Below are 19,264 nucleotides of genomic sequence, written 5' to 3' on the forward strand. Positions count from 1 at the left end.
AAAACAGATTCAGAAACCACTATTTATTCGATTATAAACGACAGCACTCAATCTTCGCTTCTATGCCTGCTCTGCCACTCTGTTCCAGACAACCGTATCTGTATAAATAGTTCACCATTATTCCTCCTCAGGCTTTCCTGTTTTGCATATATCCGATTGTCAAATCATACAAATTAAATAATTCTATGTTTTAATTTTCCAGTAAAACAATTACTTAAAGTTAGCACAATATAATTATGCTTTAAACAACATTATGCTTTAAAACCAGATAAATAAACAGCAAAAAATACCTGCTGACAAATAAAATCCATAACAATGAACTAATTTTAAAAAATTCCGAATGCATACTATGCTGGAAATATTTCGATATATATAAAGTTATACACCGTACAACCGTCAACAATAGTAAGTATTACCGAAAATTAAAACATATGCTAAAAAAATAATACAGAAAAAACCAAAATTTATTTGATTTTTTACATAAAACTGTTTTCTGCCTGCTATTTCAGACATCAGCATCAGATAATAAGTTATATAATTAATATATGAATATATTAATTTTTACAAATAACTTTTTATTCTTACGGTTAAAAAAACAATTTCTATATCTAGAGAAGCAAATATTGATTTAAATTTGCCTTTATCTGAATAAAATATCTGTATTGTTATTTGTTATATAAATAAATTCTGTTGCATATAAAAATATTATTACTGATTATATAAGCACATACTTTTAATAACACAAACTGAAATATACCTCACCCGGTTATCAGCTGATTCTGACTAATTGTATGATACAGATATCCACAGCAACAGCCATGATGTGAGTGTTACAATAGCCATAAATTCGTGTAAAGACTTGCGATATGAAGAAAATAAACCCAAAAAGCTATGAAGAAGCTATCCAGCAACTGGAAAAAATAACTGAATCCATGCAAAACAATGATCTTCCGCTGGAAGAATCACTGGCTGCATATGAATATGGTCAGGAACTGGTGCAATACTGCCAGCAGAAGCTGGCGGAGGTAGAACAAAAACTACAGGTACTGGATAATGGTGAATTAAAGGAGCTGAAGCTTGAAACAGGGGAGTAATTTTGCCGGCTGGCAAAAACAAGTACAGACACATACAGAAGAGACATTAACCCGATTACTCCCCCCGGCCGGACAGCTTCCTGCACCACTGATTGAAGCTATGCGCTATGCGGCGCTGGATGGCGGTAAACGGTTGCGGCCAATGCTGGTTCTGGCAGCGGCCGAGCTGGGTAATGCGGTTACAGAAGCCGTAGATTATGCTCTGGCTGCAATCGAATGCATACATATCTATTCGCTTGTGCACGACGATATGCCGGAGATGGATAACGACAGTCTGCGTCACGGAAAACCGGCCTGCCACATACAATATACACCGGCAACAGCCTTACTGGTTGGTGATGCCCTGCAAAGTATGGCATTCAGCCTGCTGAGCAGGCCAACCGGTCTGGAAGCTGCGCGGCAGCTGCAAATGATACAGACTCTGGCACAGGCTGCCGGCTGTCATGGCATGGCCGGCGGACAGGCTATCGATTTAGCCTGCGTAGGGGTAGGTCTGAATCAGGCCGAACTGGAACACATGCACCAGTTGAAAACCGGTGCGCTGATCAGAGCAGCAGTTACACTGGGCGGACTTTGCTGTCAGGATATCAGCCAGCAGGCATTAACCGCACTCGACCATTATGCCGCTCATCTGGGTCTGGCTTTTCAGGTTATTGATGATGTACTGGATTACGAGCAGGATAGCAGCACACTGGGTAAAACCGCCGGAAAAGATGCCCGGACTAATAAACCTACCTACGTTAGCCTGATGGGGCTGACTACAGCACGCCAGTATGCAGAAAATCTGGTACAACAGGCTATTGATGCTTTAAGCGATTTTGACCAGCGTGCATCTCATCTTCGCGCACTGGCGCAATTTGTCGTTGCCCGCAATCATTAAAAATGCGCTAAGCAACAGCAAACTACGAATATAAAAATATTGTCTGCGCAGTAATTCAGTTAATGACAGATATAAATTATTTACAGATCAGCTTATTCATAAAATAACTAACGCAGCCGCTTACCGGAAGCCCAGTCAATAATCTGGCTGGGCTGCTTTCTTCCGCCGGTGCGTCCGCCCAGAATCATCACCTGTTTTCCAAACTGGCGTCTGACTTCACGCTCTGTACAACAAGCTTTTTTTCCTGCCCGGTTACAAGAAGTAGATACCAGCGCCGTACCTGCTGCTCTGCATAAAAACCGAGCAGTTGCCAGGTCCGGAACCCGTACGGCCAGAGTTTGCCGGCCACGCCCGCGTAACACAGGTGAAACCTGTTTACGTACCGGTAACAGTAAAGTTCTGGGTGCCGGCCACTGCCGGCTGACAGTCGCTATATCGGTTGCGGACAAAGGTGCGAGCAAAGGCTGTAATTGAGTAAAATCAGCAGCAATAACAATCAGCCCTTTATGTTGCGGTCGCTTTTTCAATGCAATGACTTTACGCACCGCCGGCACACAATCAGGCAGACAGCCTAGCCCGTAACTGCCTTCTGCAGGATAAGCAATCAAACCGCCACGATGCAGATGGCTGCGCAGACGATATAAAAACCGGCCGGACGGACGGGCAGGATGGCGCATAAATATTCTGAGAAACTGGACTAAACTATTATAATAGCAGGGCAGAATAAACCAGACTACACCCGTACCGGTCACAGCTACCCAACCACCAGAGACAATCATGATTACTGATGAACAACTATTGCGTTACAGCCGTCATATATTACTGGATAAGCTGGATATTGCCGGACAGGAAGCAATTCTTGCTGCCCGTGCTCTGGTAATCGGTGCCGGCGGCCTGGCACATCCGGCTCTGACTTATCTGGCTTCCAGCGGAATAGGGCATATTACCGTTGTGGATAACGACACTATCGAAATCAGTAATCTGCAACGCCAGTTCTGGTTTAATGATAAAGATATCGGTCAGGCAAAAGCCGCGATATTGTGCCGGCAGCTACAGACACAATATCCGCAGACCCAATTACAACCCATTGTAGCCAGAGCAGATGCCAGCCTGTTAGAGCAACTGGTTCAGCATACCGATATCATTCTGGATTGTACCGACAATTTTGCCAGCCGCCGGCTGATTAATCAGGTCTGTTTCCGTGCACGCAAACCATTGGTTTCAGCCTCTGCACTGGTATTTGCAGGTCAGCTGGCAGTATATGATTTTCGTGATGGCCGCGGCCCCTGCTATCAGTGCCTGTTTGAAGGAGAAATGAATGATGAAGGTGCCAGTTGTGCCAAAAACGGAGTTTTTGCACCTTTACTCGGTATTATGGGCGCGGCACAGGCCAGTGAAGCATTGCAGATAATTGCCGGTATTCACCCTGACGGCTGCTGGCTACACTGTTTTGACGCTTGTTCTTTTCAATGGCAGCGCCTGCAGCTGGCTGCCAATCCGGATTGTCCGGTATGCGGGCAGGCAGTTTTATCCACAGAAATTTGTGGATAAAACTGTGGATATTTTTATTCCTGAAAATCAGATAATTTGCGATCTTTACCGGCATTCCAGCCAGACACAGTAATAACGACCGCGGCAATAAACATCAGACACAATGCCGGAAACCAGGAATGCATCATGTCATGCAGAGCGCCCATCAGTACCGGTCCCACAGCCGCAAACAGATAGCCACAGGTTTGAGCCATTCCGGATAACAGCACTCCTTCAGTAACACTGCTGCTGCGTAAACTGAAAAACATCATGCTCAGACAGAAAGCCCCGCTGATACCCAGCCCCAGCAACAGCACTGCCGGAAAATAACAGCTGCGCCATGGCGACATCAGCAATAATACCGACAAAATTAAAGCCACGCCGCACATCGACCCTATCCAGTGCTGCTGCTTTAATCTGGCTGCATAAATTGGTATCAGCAAATTGGTTGGTATCATCACCAGCTGCATCAGCCCAAGCCAGCCACCGGCTTCCGTTGCTGATACACCGGCTTTGGCCACAATCTGTGGCAGCCAGCTAACTGTAGAATAAAACAGAAACGACTGAAATCCCATAAACAGCGTTACCTGCCAGGCCAGCGGATTACGCCACAGATGTATCTTTACCTGACGTGCACGTACAGCTGCCTTGGGCACAGCATTGGCTGCTTTAAAAGGCAGCCACCAGATAACCATGGCCACCAGTGCCGGTAGTACCCAGATTACCAGAGCACCGCGCCAGCCCCACAGATTACTGTGAGCAAGCGGGGCACTTAAAGCAGAACCGGCCGCACCGCCCATATTCATCACCAGTGCATATAATGCGGTAACCAGTCCCATTTTAAACGGAAAATACTGCTTTACCATACTGGGAATCAGTACATTGCCAACAGCAATGGCACAGCTGAGCAAAGCCGTACCAGTCAGCAGCAGAAACAGCCCGGAACCACAGCGCAGCACCAGCCCCAGCGTTAATATCCACAAAGCAAAAAAGACCATCTGCTCCGAGCCCAGACGTGCTGCAAGCCTGGGGATAAAAATCGAAAACAGACCAAATGTCAGCAATGGTACCGTAGTCAGCATGCCGGCCAGCGTACTGCTTATCTGCAGCTGCGTCTGAATATTCTGTAACAGGGGACCCACACCAGTCAGCGGGCCGCGTAAAACAAATGCCAAAGCCAGAATAGCAACAAAAAGACTAAGCCGGTGCTGTGTTTTCGATACAGTCGAATCCGTTTTCATTACTTCACCAAATTACTCGTTTACCTTTAAGGCAAAAAAACTATTAATTTACCGGCCATTGCTGCAATAATGCACGGCCGCATTCCAGACCGGCTGCATAACTGTAGCGTAAACGGCCGGCATCCCGGCACAGACGTCCGGCCATTTTGCCATCATCCGGAGGATTAATTTCAATAATATACCGGCAGTTTTCAGGCTGCCGCATCCATGTCAGGGTAGTATTATAATGCTTTACTCGCTGCCGTAATGCCTGAGCAAACCCGCTGACAGGCAAACGCCTTGCCAGCAGACTGTCACCCAGACTACCTTTCTTCACATAATTGTGCGCTCTGGTACGAATTACTATCACACAACCGATGCCCGGCTGAGACAGAGTCCACTGTACCGGCAAGGCATCAGCGACTCCGCCGTCAAAATAAAATCCTCCGCCAATTGCTACCGGTTTACGAATCATAAACGGAATTGAACTCGAAGCACGCAGTACTTCCAGAAAAGAATCGGGCTGAGCCACAACATACTCCGGCTCACCGCTAACAGCATTACTTAAAACAACCCTGAAATCACGCTGTCGGGCAAACATACGTTCACAGTCCAGCGGATTTTCCTGTTGTACAACCTGCCATAACCAGTCAATATCCATCAGGTCGCCGCCACGGATAAAGCGTGACCAGCTGATAAATTCCGGCCGGCAGGACTGATCAAGCAGTATATCCAGATTACGCCCTTCCTGTCCGGCCAGATAACTGGCAATAGTACTGGCTCCGGAAGATACTCCGACTAGTAAACTAAACGGGTTAAAATCTGCCTGTAAGAAGGCATCAGTAACACCACTGCTGAATGCAGCACGCATTCCACCGCCTTCTACAACCAGTGCAGTTTGCTTTCCGGCTGTCTGCTGATCAGCATGCATGTTGGCATTCCTATGTTTATGTAATAATATTTTAATGTTATTAAATATATAATACTGACTATAGTAAATCAATAAAATTACTGGCAGGTAATACCTATTATTAATATCTTCTGCACTTGCAAACCAGTCTGCCAGTAAGCAGTACGACAACAGCTCACGAATATTCAATGGCCAGAGACATACCTGCAGAATTTATTAATTTTAAATTACTGGATTAATCGGCAATTTTTTTTGTACCAAATCAGTTTCAGGCAGTTACTTCGTATACCGCGAATGCGCACGCAGACATAATTCATCACAAAAAGGCATTTACAGCAGCATCTGTGTCGCATCAAAGACCGGCATACTATGTAAAATCCAGCATTCTCAACCCGGAATACAATTTTTTTCAACCTGAACAGTACAGTAAAACGTTCTGATTACTTTTATAACCGGAACTGCTTTGCCAGAATTTATATATAGAGCAAAACGTATTCCATTATTAACCGGAGCAATAGCTTATTCCGTAGTAGTGTACCTGAGTAAGTGAACTGCTTATCAATTTATATTCTTGCAATCATCTGCAAAGATTAAATTTTATAATTGCCGGTCTGTAGCTCAATATCCGTACTCATCAGCCCAAATACTTCACAACAGTAATACTTCATACCTGTACATTTTTCAAACCATAAAAAAACTTCCGGATTCAGATAAATCCGGAAGTTAGTCTGACTATTCAGCAAAGATAGTTTAGTTGTTGCTCCATTTGAAGCCGACACCGGCATTAAAGCCAACTTCCTTGCCTGTAGTAGAAACACCAGCACCCCAGCCGATATTACCGCTGTTACTGATGGCTTTATAGTTAGCACCGACTGCGGTATAGCCACGATAAGTACCTACACCCACACCGACAGCCTGTTCACCGGCATTCAGAGAAGGCAGATAAGCGCCGGACAAGGCCATGGCCAGTGCAGTACCTGAATATGCACGGCGTTCTGTACGCTGAACACGTTCATTTACTTTGTTTACATACTTATTGACGTTAGTAATCTGATTATTAACACCTTTAAGCTGAGCCACGTTTACTGCATCAGTATCAGCCGTACCTGCTGCAACTCCGGTTATCTGACGATATACACCTTTCGAAGCATCACCTACAGATACTGCACCTTCCGTACTCTTCGTTGCCCGGATCGCTGCTGCCTGCTGTGACGTTGCCGTTACCGGAATATAACCTTCTTTTCCGGCTGCCGTATTCGCTACTGAACCCGCACCAAGTGCTACACCTCCGGCCTGTGTTACCTTAGCCTGACTACCCAGTGCCACAGCATTGGCTGACGGAGCACTTGCAGAATCACCGATTGCAACTGCCGATGTACCGCTGGCCATAGCTGCTCCGCCTACTGCGATAGAATCAGTACCCTGTGCAACTGAGGCAGCTTTTGCAGAATTGATCTTCGCAAACTTAGTACCATAATTCTGAACATTTTGCAGGGCATCAGCCACATTATCAGCAGATGCAATACCTCCTGTCGGAGTAGTGCTATCATATTTGGGTTTACTGAGACCTGTATTCGGGTCATATGAACTACCCAGACCGGCTGCTATGGAAGCAAGCTGGCTGGCTGTTCTGGCACTGATTGCTGTTGACAGGCTAGTCAGTGCATCACTAGAAATATTTCCGGTCGGCAGAGCATCTACTTTAGTTGACAGAGTACTCAGGCTGCTTTGTACCGTCCACAACTGACCGGCATTAACCGCATCAAGAGAACCTTGAGCTATATTACCGGCTGCAATATTGGTAATCCGCTGTGCAGTACCATTATGACTGGCATCATAAAAGCCTGTATTGTTACCTGTACCATCATCTTTCCATTGCAATGCATTTTTGGTCAGATTAGTGATATTAGTAATAATATTACTTGTCGTGATACCATTCACTCTTTCGTCTAATGAAGTCAGTGATGATGATGTAGATGTTGACAGAGCAGACAGATCGGATTTTACTGTGTAAAGCTGTCCGCCGGTTACTGCTTCATGCGAACCCGCTGCAATCAAACCATCTTCCACGTTAAAGATCTTACCTAAACCTAGATCACGGGTCAGATTGTTTGGTCTTCCTGCATCAAATCCGCCTTTATCATCATTCCATTTCAGTGCTTTCTCTTTCAGATCTGTCACATCTTTCTGAGTTGTACTTGCAACAGTTGATAAGCTGCTCAGACTGCTGCTGGTGATGTTTGTCAGCTGTTGCAGATTGTCTGTTGCCGTACTCAGGCTGTGTGACAGACTTTCATAGCCGGTAGACAGGGAGCTGCTTATAGTGCTGATTTCATTAATAACAGTGGATGAAACTACTGTCGACAGACTGCTCAGCCCTGTTGATGTTGAGCTGGACAGGTTAAAGAACTGGCTGCCGTTTACTGCATCTGTAGAATCAGCTGCTATTCTGCCTGCTGCTACATTGGTAATCCGCTGCGCTGTACCATTATGACTGGCATCATAAAAGCCTGTATTGTGACCTGTACCATCATCTTTCCACTGCAATGCATTCTGCTGCAAGGTAGTCAGATTCTGATTCGTACTGCTCAGACTGGCTGACAGATTGTTCAGACCGGTAGTCGTAGACTGTGACAAACTGCTCAGACCGGTGCTGACACTGTTCAGTCCTGTATGAGTTTCTGTGGACAGTGACTCCAGACTTCTATTTACATTATCCAGAGCAGATGAGGTAACACTGCTCAGGCTGCTCAGACCAGTACTGCTGCTGCTCAGACCTGTCTGAGTCAGCGTTGACAGACTGTACATCTGCGCACCGTTAACCGCATCACTTGATGTAGCGCTGATGTCCCCGCCGGCAATTCCGGTCAGTGTCTGCGCACGACCGCCACGGGTTGCATCATAGGCACTAATTGTACTGTTCCATTGCAATGCATCTTTCTGCAGATTGCCTACATTAGTATTAGTATCATTCAGACTGGATGACAGACTGGACACGTTTTGATTCACAGTGTTCAGATTATCACCAATAATAGTAGACAGACTGCCTAACTTATTATTGGTAATTGCACTCAGGTTGGTTGACAGACTGCTCAGCCCTGTTGATGTTGAGCTGGACAGACTGAATAGCTGACCACCGTTTACTGCATCTGTAGAATCCAATGCTATATTGCCTGCTGCTACATTGGTAATCCGCTGCGCTGTACCATTATGGCCGGCATCATAAGCAGTCAGTGTGTTGCTCCACTGCAATGCATTCTGCTGCAAGGTAGTCAGATTCTGATTCGCACTGCTCAGACTGGCTGACAGATTGTTCAGACCGGTAGTCGCAGACTCTGACAAACTGCTCAGACCGGTGCTGACACTGTTCAGTCCTGTATGAGTTTCTGTGGACAGTGACTCCAGACTTCTATTTACCTTATCCAGAGAAGATGAGGTAACACTGCTCAAATTGCTCAGACCAGTACTGATGCTGCCCAGACCTTTCTGAGTCAGCGTTGACAGACTGTACATCTGCGCACCGTTAACCGCATCACTTGATGTAGCGCTGATGTCCCCGCCGGCAATTCCGGTCAGTGTCTGCGCACGACCGCCACGGGTTGCATCATAGGCACTGCTTACACCATTCCACTGCAAAGCATTTTGCCGTAATTCAGCTACATTAGTATTAGTATCATTCAGACTGGATGACAGACTGGACACGTTTTGATTCACAGTGCTCAGACTATTACTAATAATAGAAGACAGACTGCCTAACTGATTGTTAGTTACTGCGCTCAGGTTGGTTGACAGACTGCTCAGCCCTGTTGATGCTGAGCCGGACAGACTGAATAGCTGGTCACCGTTTACTGCATCTGTAGAATCCAATGCTATATTGCCTGCTGCTACATTGGTAATCCGCTGCGCTGTACCATTATAGCTGGCATCATAGGCACTGCCTTTCCATTGCAATGTATTTGCCTGCAATGTAGTCAGAGTCTGATTTGTGCTGTTCAGGCTATTTGTCAGATTGTTCAGGCCGGTAGTTGTAGACTCTGACAAACTGCTCAGACCGGTGCTGATACTGTTCAGTCCTGCTACAGTTACCGTAGACAGACTGTGCAGCTGTCCGCCGTTAACCGCTTCTGTGGATTCTGCACTCACAGCTCCTGCTGCCACACCACTCAGAACTTTGGCACTGCCGTCTCGGCTGGCATCATAAACACCTTTGCCTGCGTTCCACTGCAAGGTATTAGCCTGCAATGTGGATACGCTGCTGCTGGTATCTTTCAGACCTTTGTCCAGAGCCTGCAGGCTGTTAGCTGTAGAAGTAGTCAGTGTGTCCAGACTGGTGCTAATGCTCTGTATACTGCCTGAAGTACTGGATGACAGCTTGGTCAGTTCATCGCTGGTGCTGTTCAGGCTGGTTGTCAGATTGTTCAGGTCTGTTTTTGTTGCTGTAGACAGTGTACCTAAATCTGAATTGGTTTTATTCAGGTTTTCGGTCAGTTTGTTGACACTGTTAGCAGTACCGGTTGACAAACTGTACATCTGCGCACCGTTAACTGCATCGGTAGAATCTCCCGTTATCGAGCCTGCTGCTACCTGTGTAATCTTCTGAGCTTTACTATCACGCTCAGCATTGTAACTACCGGTTACTTTATCCCATTGCAGTGCATTAGCCTGCAATGCAGTAACCTTTTCAGTAACAGTATTCAGTCCGGTTGACAAACTGGATACGTTTTGATTCACAGTGTTCAGATTATCACCAGTAATAGTAGACAAACTGCTTAACTGATCGTTGGTTACTTTACTCAGGTTGGTTGACAGACTGCTCAGCCCTGTTGATGTTGAGCTGGACAATTGGAAGAACTGGCTGCCATTAATAGCATCGCTTGATTCCGGTGCTACATTACCGGCAGCTACGTTGGTAATTTTTTGTGCCTTACCAGTTCCATGATTTGCACTATACGCACCGGCTTCCTCACTCCATTGCAGTGCATCTTTCTGTAATCCGGCAACATTACTGGCAGCAGTACTTACTGTATTGCCTAATTTCCCCAGTACTGTTGAAGTACTCGCAGACAGATTATTTAATCCTGAAGAAGTACTAGTAGACAAACTGGCAATTTGGTTTGAAGCACTGACAGATAAACTGCTCAACCCCGTAGAGGTACTGGTAGACAGACTGGCTACACTGCCTGAAGTACTTACAGACAGGCTGCTGACAGAAGTTGATACTATCGTAGACAGATTGCCTAATCCGGTAGAAGCACTATTAGACAGGCTATTAAATTTTTCCGGCCAGTCATTAGATAAACTGTTTAGTTTATCCTGAACAGAAGTTAAACCAGTAGATACTGATTTTGATACACTGTTCAAACCGGCAGAATATTCTGTATTAACTGCATACAGCTGCGAACCGGTAATGACATCACTTGAAGTATCGCTGATATTACCTTCAGCAACCCGGGTAATTTTTTGCGGTTTGCCAGTTGCTCGGCTGGCATCATAACCTCCCACTCCCGGTTCATTATTATATTGCAATGCATTTTGTTGCAACTGAGTTACCTTACTACTTACAGTTTCCGTAACAGTAGACAGGCTACTGATACCGCCGGCTTTAGCAATAGTACTCAAAGATGTCGAAAGGTTATCAAAGCCGGAACTAACATTGGTGGAAAGACTGCTAATCGCGGTGTTGGTAGTATACAGCTGACCGGCAGTAGCTACATCACTGGAACCTTCTTTGATTAGTCCATCAGCTACATTGGTAATTTTACCAGGCATATTTGCTATGCCATGGCCGGCATTATACGCATCAATATCATCATTCCATAGCAATGCATTCTGCTGTAATGATTTTATTTTAGAACCAGTTACTTTCAGACTGCTGGACGTTGACTCAGACAGATCAGTCAGTCTGTTACGGGTTTCATTCAAACCAGTTGAAAGACTGGACAGATTATTATTACTGATTTCTGTCAACGATGAAGAAAGACTGCTTAGGCCATTTACAACACTATTAGAAACTGAGCCTATAGTATCGGAAAGGTTGCTGACTTTAGCATTGGTCTTATACAGTTGTCCGCCAGTAACTGCATCACTGGAATCTGGTGACAGATCATCACCATCAGCAACATTGGTAATACGCTGGTAAATACCGTTGTGACTAGCATCATAGGCACCTTTACCATCATTCAGTTTATTATCCCATAATAGAGCATTTTGCTGCAATGAACCAAGATTGGTATTAGTACTTTTCAAAGAATCCGATGTTGTTGTACTCAGCTTACGAAGCTCATCATTAGTACTTTGCAGCTTTCCTGACAATTCAGTCAGCTTGTCGTTGTTTATATTACTCAGTGAATTTGATAAAGAACTGAATGTAGTACTTACACTACCAGACAAAGTACCGAGATTACTGTTGGTCGTAAATAACTGATCACCGGTAACCACATCACTGGAGCTGGCTTGTACACTTCCATTGAGTACATTTGTGATGCGCTGAGCCTGCCCGTTATGAGTGGCATCATAGGCACCTTTACCATTATTTAAATCATTATTCCACAACAGTGCATTTTGCTGCAGTGATGTAACACTGGCTTTAGCAACAGTCAATTGCTGATCAAAACTTGTAGACAGACTATTTATTTGTTTACCGGCAGCTTCATACAGAGCAGTAGAAAGACTGCTCACACCAGTTGATGTCGATAAAGAAAGCGAGTTTATACTACGGTCAACAGTTCCGGATAAATCACTCAACTGACTATTAGTACTAAACAGCTGACCGCCGGTTACCACATCGCTTGAATTTGATGACAAATCGGCATCAGCAACATTAGTAATTACTTCCTGTCCGCCCGTTACACCATGACTGGCATCATAAGCTTTACCATTCCATTGCAGAGCATTTTTCTGCAGTAATCTTATACTGGTATCTGCCTGATTAAGACCGTTATCTAAAGTCGATGAAAGTTCATTTATCTTTGATGACAGTGATTTATTCAGATTATCAGACAAAGCAGTTAAACGGGTATCAGTGCTTGTGGATATGCTTTTTATCCCTCTATCCAGTGTGGTAGATAAGCTGCTGACAGTAGTATTGGTATTGTACAGCTGACCACCTGTTACCACATCAGAGGAACCTTCAAGCAATACAGCATCATCAACATTGGTAATTCTTTCTTTTCCGCCCTCTACACCATGACTGGCATCATAAGCTTTACCATTCCATTGCAGAGCATTTTTCTGTAATGTATTTAAGCTGGCATTAGTAGAAGTCAGACGGTTATCAACAGCAGAAGAAAGAGAGCCCAGACCGGCGTTCAGTGATTTATTTAAATCAGTTGAAAGTGCGTCCAGACTGCTGGAGGTTGAACTGGTCAGATTTTGCAATTTAGTAGTAAAACTGGAAGACAGATTGCTGACATCATTATTGGTATCGTATAACTGTTTACCGGTTACTACATCGCTGGAAGTACCACTCAAATCGCCATCTTTAACATTGGTAATACGCTGTGTGCCATTTTTAACACCGTGGCTCGCATCATATGCACCATCTTTCCATTGTAAAGCATCCTGCTGTAAACCACCGATGTCAGATCTGGCACTACTTAAACCATCGCTGAGAGCTGTAGACAATTTCTTCAGACCTGTTGCAGAGAGACCATCCAGCGAACTGGACAGGCTCTGCAGACTTAATTCTGTAGAGCTGGAAATACTATACAACTGTTTACCGGTTACTACATCAGTTGAGCTTTCTCCGAGATCTCCGTCTTTTACATTGGTAATACGCTGATTTTTAGCATCGTATGCATTAACATTACTATTCCATTGCAGAGCATTATTTTTCAGTGCCGTAATATCATTTTGACTGCTTTGCACATCGCTATTAAACTTATCAAGAATTGATTTGGAAGTGCTGTCTAAAGCAGTACTAAGACTGTTCGTACTGCTTAAAGTAGATGAAGAAAGTGAATTCAGAACAGAATTAGTTGTGTATAACTGCGCGCCGATAACCACTTCAGAAGAGTTGGGTGCTGATATATCACCAGCTGCAACACCGGTAATTTTCTGTTCAGTACCATTTTGCTGGTTGCTGGCATCATAAGCTGTCTTACTTTGATTCCATAGCAATGCCTGTTTTCTTACGTCGTCTATTTGATTTTTACTGTTAGTCAGACCGGTATTAAGGCTCTTCGTCACATCTTGCAGTTTGGTTTCAGTGGCTGTAGAAAGACTAAATAACTGACCACCGGTAATTACATCAGTTGATCCCTGAGCAATACTACCAGATAGTACATTGGTAATTCTTCCCGGATTACCACCATGAGAAGCATCATATGCACCTGTACTGTCATTCCACAGCAGCGCATTGTTTTGCAGACTGGTAGCCTGAGTATTTATAGCTTTAGCCATATCAGACAGCTTACTAATATCGGCAGAAGATGAAGCATTGATTTTATCTGACAGTTTACCCAATTCAGTATTAAAAGTAGTGGATAAATTAGTCAGATTTGAGTTAGTGGTATATAGCTGGGAGCCATTAACTGCATCAGTAGAAGCACTGGATGTAATATCACCAGCCGCTACCTGAGTAATTTTTTGCGGGGTATTGCCACGTGAAGCACTAAAAGCGTTGTTTTCCCATTGCAGAGCATTACTTCTCAGATCTTTAATAGATGTTGAAGCAGAATTCTGCAAATTGCTCAGGTTTGTACTAACTGTATTCAGTTTGTTAGTAGTATCAGTTACTGTAGTATTGATATTGTCAGTAAGCTGTTTAGACACAGTCTTAATATTAGAGTCAATACCTGTTGATATGTTTGTTAACTCAGAACCCGCCTTTGATAATTGCTCTGCTGTTGTTGATGTTAAATTATCAAGATTTTTATTAGTTGTATATAATTGCCCGCCAATAACCAGATCACTGGATGTAGCCTTACTTATATCAGCAGCCGCAACATTAGTTACTTTACGGTTCGTGCCAGCATAACTGGCATCATAAACATCGCCTTTCAGCTGTAAAGTTACGTCGCTGAGATGTGCAATAGAGTCACTGGTTGATATAGCCAGTGATGAAATAGCTTTATTAGTAATACCAATAGCATTTGATACAGACTGAGAAACAGCTATTCTCTTATTATCTGCGTCTTTCAGACTAGTACTGGTCATAGTAGACAGGCTGCTGATACTGGATTTAGTAGCAAACAGTTGTCCGCCGTTAACCACATCCGTAGATGTGGCTGAACTAGTATCACCAGCAGCTATATTGGTAATTTTCTGCGCTTGTCCATCTCGGCTGGCATCATAGATACCATTTTTCAACTGTAATGCATCACGGTTTAACTGAGTAATGCTGGAAGCAGTAGCGGTAGACAACTGACTGAATTTTTCTGTCGTAGAAGACAGTATTGAGCTGACAGATCCGGAAACTGTTTCAAATTTTAAGACTGCACTACTAATAGAACCCATTGATGTACTAGATAAAGTACTTAATGACAAATTTGTAGCATATAACTGTCCGCCGTTAACAGCATCAGTTGAGCCCGGCGCATTTATATTACCATCAGCAACATTCAGAATTCTTGCAGGACCTTCTCCTTTATGAGATGCGTCATAAGCCTGCTGCTCTTTATTCCACTGTAATGCATCTTCCTGCAAAATTGAAATATTGGTAGCAGTTGCCGTACTTAAATTATTGTAATTAGTATCAGCTATGGAAAACCGATTATCCACAGAAGTAGACAAAGTTTGGTAATTCTGTTCTGTGTTATTAATATATGTACTGGTAGAAGTATTTAGCGATGATAAACTGCTACTAAGCTTAAATATTGATGTGGATGTTGAGTCTGTCAGAGTAGATAAACTGTCTGATACAAAACTTCCCAGACTTTTTAACTGCGCCACATTGACTGCATCAGTATCTAAGGTACCGGCCGCCAGACCTGTAATTTGTCTGGTTACCTTTGCACCATCACCAATAGCGACAGAACCTGCTGTACTGTTCCATACAGATGAAGGAGCGTTCTCTGCCCGTGTACCAGTAGCAGAAACAGGATCATATCCGGCTACTCCTTTTTTAGTAGAGGCAACAGAACCTTTACCTAAAGCGACACCATCATCAACACTGGCATTGGCATTATAACCAATAGCTACACCGTTGGCTCCGCTAATCTGGGTACTATTACCAAGTGCCAGTGCATTAGCAGCACTAACTTTAGCAGCATTACCCACTATCATAGCACCTGTACCGTTTGCGGAAACAGTATTATTGTTACCCAGTATTCTTATATCATTGGCTTTATCAGTACCGGCAGGATCTGTCTCAATTTTATTCTGATTACCAAATATACCTGTATTATCAGCAGTAATCGTTCCATTCTGATTACCAAAAGAGTAGGTATTATCACCGGCTACTATAGTCGCACCGCTAGCTGCTGTTGTCTGAGTACCATCTGTTTTATTATACAAAGTAGTTGCTGCAGAACCGCCAATGGCACCTGAGGCTTTCCCGGTTACATTATTGGCTGAACCAATACTTATACCCTGTTGACCAGTTGCCTGAGCAGAATTACCAATAGCAATGGCAGAATGTCCTTTAGCCTGTGCCTGTACACCCAATGCTACAGTTCCGTCTGCACTGGCCTGAGACATCAGACCGGCAGCCACACTGCCTACTCCTTCAGATGAAGCTACTGAACCCAAAGCCACACTGGATACACCGGTAGCCTGTGCACTGACACCAAAGGCAATTGATGCGCGTCCCGAAGCCAGTGCTGCTGTGCCGATAGCCATCGCACCACCAGCTGTAGCTGTAGCATTAGTACCAAAAGCCGTTGAGTAGTTACCACTTGTATATGAACCACAGCCTGAAGCAAAAGAATAAACACCATAAGCAACAGGCAATTTATTTGGATTACCTCCTGTAATGGTACCTTGCTGTGCAGCCACAGTCCCGGCAACACTGTTATTGGTTGTTCCGTAAGGCTTTTTAGTACCAAAAGCTTGATCTTTAGCAAAGCGCAAGTATTCTTCTAAAGCACTTATCTCCGTTCCAACCATGTCCCGGCCGGGTTTCCCTCTGCCTGCAACTTCATCAGCTCCGCAAGCATCACCTGAACCAGCTAAAATGACTGTACCATGGCTTGCTTCGCCAGGATAAAGTGGTTGATCTGCACCATTATTACCAACATTTTTACCACCAACAAAACCTGCATTCGAAGCATAAGAATTAGGTATTAATAAAGACATATTTAAAACTGAAGCTACAAGACTCAGTTTAAAAATAGAACTAAATCTGGATTTTCTGCTTACTATACCTGTAGCAGGTAAAGAAGAGACTGTATCAGACTTGGTTTTGCTTTTAGCTAGTTCGGAAGCTGCCACCCAAGTCTGGGTCGTTTCATTCCATATAGCACGATATATTTTATTCAATTGGTTACTCCTGATTTAGAAATCATGCCGTAAAACAAATTTTGGATAACTTAATAAAGTTAAGTTAAAAATTTAGATAAATCTTTAAGTAATATAACATAAATATTTGTTTGCATGTAGTAAACAACATAGAAAAACACTTAACAAAACTGTTGGCTTATGATTTTTTTTTATGTGTAAACAATTGAATTTTTATCAGATTATTTTTTTTAATTTTATATATGTATGTTTATTAAATACTTTGTTTAGATATTATTATTGTCTTATTAACACCACAACAATAATAGTTGCAGTTTGTCTGAAAGAGCAAATATGAATTATTTTAAATAAAATTTTCTGAACAAAAAAATAAATTTAATCAGATTAATACAAAATTAGCATTTCATGTTTGAAACTTAAGTTAATAGTTTTATTTTCTTTATCTGGTATCAGTTACTTTTTTATATTACTGAAACAGCAATTTTATTTACAATGTACTGAGAAAATAATTTCATCTTGTATTTATCAAGTACACATTATTTTTATGCTTATACTGGAAGTAAATAAAATATAGATTTTATTAACAACGTTCAGTTCGGCAAACGTATTTACTCTGAAAACAAAATGCAGTGTTAATATATTTGTAATTATAAACAATATAATAATTCTCAGTATATAATCATTATGCTGATTTGATATATTTATATAAATCAGCATATAAATGCTATATCTGAGTTACAAAAAAACACGCCATCAATAGTAAATAAACTAACAATTTTAATTATAATATTTTGATTTTTTAATTAAAATTATTAAAATAATTCTATTGTTCCATTTGTTTTTCAACATCAATCAGAGCCCGGCGGGATAAAGCCAGATTAGCCCTGCTGTTATCAAGTACAGAATACAAAAACAGGCTGCCAAGTTTTTTCAGCGGCCGAATCAGATGATACTGCTGCCCGAGCGTAATCAGTATATCCTCAATTTCGTCATTCAGCTCCAGCATCTGCATAGTTTTAATTTTAGAGCGGATAACTTCGGTACTGCTGGCAGCAGCAATTTCCAGATCAATTTTATTGATAGCATTGCCAGCCATCAGCATACCATTATCGTAATCAACCACTGCCGCCGCCAGTGCACCTTCTACGTTAAGTAATTGCGCTACAACAGCTTGATAGTCCATTCTTTTATATCCCGGAATAGTTAATTAAACCGGAGAATAATTGTCCGGTCGGTTAATCTGATAGTTTTGTAAAAATAGTATAACATAATCTGTATACAAATATCAGGCAGCCTGAGGCAGATGATGGAAGGCAGAGGGCAGCAGCCGGTCATGCGGAAATGTTACCCACTCATACATTTCGGGCTGTGCCAGTAGTTGCCGCAATAATGCATTATTAATCGCATGGCCGGATTTATGACCTTCAAAAGCACCGATAATCGGATGTCCGAGTGTATAAAGATCACCAATTGCATCCAGAATTTTATGGCGTACGAATTCATCAGGATAACGTAAGCCTTCAGGATTAAGCACATCTGTATCATCAATTACAATTGCATTGCTCAGATTTCCGCCCAGCCCCAGATTATGGCTGCGCATCAGTTCTACTTCCTGCATAAAACCAAATGTCCGTGCGCGGGAAATTTCATCAACATACGACTGTCCGGCAAAATCTATCGTAAAAGTCTGATTACTGCGATTAAATACCGGATGATCAAAATCTATGGTTAAAGTAACCTGAAACCCCTCATACGGAGTAAATTTTACCCATTTATCTTCTTGCGACAGCATTACCGGCTGTTTAATACGTAAGAATTTTTTTTCAGCTGGCTGATCAATAACACCCGCATCCTGCAAAAGATAAATAAAAGGCAGGCTGGAACCATCCATAATAGGAATTTCCGGTGCATTGAGCTCAACAATGATATTGTCGATTCCATAGGCAGCGAATGCCGACATAATATGCTCAATGGTGCCGATACGAATACCGTCCGGAGTAACAACTGTAGAAGATAAACGGGTATCGTTAATCAGTTCAGGAGTCAGCGGCACAATACGGCCAAGTTCTCCGTTCAGATCAGTGCGGCGAAAACGGATACCGCTGTCAGATGCAGCCGGATGCAGACTCAGTCTTACCCGCTCTCCGGAATGCAAACCCACTCCGGTAACACTGATACTTTTTGCTAATGTGCGCTGCAGCATATTCTGTTCCTGATCAATCTGATAATCCAA

At 43.1% G+C, this 19,264-nt stretch carries 9 protein-coding genes; 3 read left to right on the forward strand and 6 right to left on the reverse strand.

All coding sequences use genetic code 11. The annotated features are described in order from the left end of the window. The first annotated feature begins 866 nt into the window (after window positions 1-866). Both GYY70_RS11845 and GYY70_RS11850 read left to right on the forward strand, forming a co-directional pair. Window positions 867-1,094, forward strand: coding sequence for an exodeoxyribonuclease VII small subunit (locus GYY70_RS11845; protein WP_174832513.1), 228 nt, complete (start codon window positions 867-869; stop codon window positions 1,092-1,094). Beyond that, complete coding sequence (locus GYY70_RS11850; protein ID WP_238791962.1) at window positions 1,078-1,974, forward strand: polyprenyl synthetase family protein; 897 nt, start codon at window positions 1,078-1,080, stop codon at window positions 1,972-1,974. The genes GYY70_RS11845 and GYY70_RS11850 overlap by 17 nt, the downstream gene beginning before the upstream one ends. Window positions 1,975-2,081: 107 nt before the next feature. On the opposite strand, the gene GYY70_RS11855 is transcribed toward GYY70_RS11850, so the two are convergent. Next, entirely contained in the window at window positions 2,082-2,651 is a 570-nt protein-coding gene (locus GYY70_RS11855) for an L-threonylcarbamoyladenylate synthase (protein ID WP_174832517.1), read from the reverse strand. A 100-nt stretch (window positions 2,652-2,751) separates the two neighbouring features. Between GYY70_RS11855 and GYY70_RS11860 the strand changes: the two genes are divergently transcribed. Continuing rightward, window positions 2,752-3,525: a HesA/MoeB/ThiF family protein gene (locus GYY70_RS11860; protein ID WP_180214765.1), complete on the forward strand. Its 774-nt coding sequence runs from the start codon at window positions 2,752-2,754 to the stop codon at window positions 3,523-3,525. Between the two features lie 14 nt (window positions 3,526-3,539). Here GYY70_RS11860 and GYY70_RS11865 read toward each other — a convergent pair whose 3' ends face one another. The 5 genes from GYY70_RS11865 to lpxC form a co-directional block, all read right to left on the reverse strand. Further along, window positions 3,540-4,745, reverse strand: a complete 1,206-nt coding sequence (locus GYY70_RS11865; RefSeq protein ID WP_084548547.1) for an MFS transporter — start codon at window positions 4,743-4,745, stop codon at window positions 3,540-3,542. Between the two features lie 43 nt (window positions 4,746-4,788). Continuing rightward, on the reverse strand, window positions 4,789-5,655 hold the full coding sequence (locus GYY70_RS11870) for a patatin family protein (RefSeq protein ID WP_084562205.1): 867 nt from the start codon (window positions 5,653-5,655) through the stop codon (window positions 4,789-4,791). A gap of 729 nt (window positions 5,656-6,384) precedes the next feature. Continuing rightward, on the reverse strand, window positions 6,385-17,052 hold the full coding sequence (locus tag GYY70_RS11875; protein WP_174832514.1) for an ESPR-type extended signal peptide-containing protein: 10,668 nt from the start codon (window positions 17,050-17,052) through the stop codon (window positions 6,385-6,387). 802 nt (window positions 17,053-17,854) lie between these two features. Next, window positions 17,855-18,214 (reverse strand): hypothetical protein, encoded by a 360-nt coding sequence (locus GYY70_RS11880; RefSeq protein ID WP_025331816.1) that lies wholly within the window; start codon window positions 18,212-18,214, stop codon window positions 17,855-17,857. 102 nt (window positions 18,215-18,316) lie between these two features. Continuing rightward, window positions 18,317-19,234: a UDP-3-O-acyl-N-acetylglucosamine deacetylase gene (gene lpxC, locus GYY70_RS11885; protein ID WP_174832515.1), complete on the reverse strand. Its 918-nt coding sequence runs from the start codon at window positions 19,232-19,234 to the stop codon at window positions 18,317-18,319. Between the last annotated feature and the right edge of the window lie 30 nt (window positions 19,235-19,264).

The organism is Snodgrassella sp. ESL0324, assembly GCF_013344955.1.
Lineage (GTDB): Bacteria > Pseudomonadota > Gammaproteobacteria > Burkholderiales > Neisseriaceae > Snodgrassella > Snodgrassella alvi.

Excerpts from the sequence above, each read along its gene's own strand:
- GYY70_RS11855 (WP_174832517.1), bottom strand. The coding sequence starts at position 2,651 with ATGCGCCATCCTGCCCGTCCGTCCGGCCGGTTTTTATATCGTCTGCGC.
- lpxC (WP_174832515.1), bottom strand. The coding sequence starts at position 19,234 with ATGCTGCAGCGCACATTAGCAAAAAGTATCAGTGTTACCGGAGTGGGT.
- GYY70_RS11845 (WP_174832513.1), top strand. The coding sequence starts at position 867 with ATGAAGAAAATAAACCCAAAAAGCTATGAAGAAGCTATCCAGCAACTG.
- GYY70_RS11880 (WP_025331816.1), bottom strand. The coding sequence starts at position 18,214 with ATGGACTATCAAGCTGTTGTAGCGCAATTACTTAACGTAGAAGGTGCA.
- GYY70_RS11860 (WP_180214765.1), top strand. The coding sequence starts at position 2,752 with ATGATTACTGATGAACAACTATTGCGTTACAGCCGTCATATATTACTG.
- GYY70_RS11870 (WP_084562205.1), bottom strand. The coding sequence starts at position 5,655 with ATGCATGCTGATCAGCAGACAGCCGGAAAGCAAACTGCACTGGTTGTA.
- GYY70_RS11865 (WP_084548547.1), bottom strand. The coding sequence starts at position 4,745 with ATGAAAACGGATTCGACTGTATCGAAAACACAGCACCGGCTTAGTCTT.